Origin of the sequence: Thalassotalea castellviae (assembly GCF_031846185.1) — a bacterium.
Classification (GTDB): Bacteria; Pseudomonadota; Gammaproteobacteria; order Enterobacterales; family Alteromonadaceae; genus Thalassotalea_H; species Thalassotalea_H castellviae.
On the sequence record NZ_JAVRIF010000026.1, the window covers coordinates 1 to 353 of the forward strand.

Genomic DNA, 353 nt, shown 5'->3' on the forward strand with positions numbered 1-353 from the left:
CAGAGCTAGATTACTCATTCTATTTAGAATGCTTGGCACAAGCCTGCGAAAAATATGATGTGGATCTACATGCTTACGTGTTAATGACAAATCATATTCATTTGCTGATGACCCCAAATGATGAAACAGGTATCTCATTAGTAATGCAGTCAATTGGTAGACGTTATGTGCAATACATCAATAAAGAACTTAGTCGAACAGGCACGTTATTTGAAGGACGTTTTAAAGCGAGCTTAGTTGATGAAGATGCTTACCTACTTGCTTGTATGCGTTATATCGAATTGAATCCAGTAAGGGCGAATATGGTCAATCATCCCGCAGAATATAAATGGTCAAGCTACCATGTCAATACT

1 protein-coding gene is annotated in these 353 nt (G+C 37.7%); it reads left to right on the forward strand.

The window, feature by feature from the left end:
* Positions 1-353: transposase (locus tag RM573_RS17440; protein ID WP_311585139.1), on the forward strand; the 353-nt coding region annotated here is incomplete at both ends.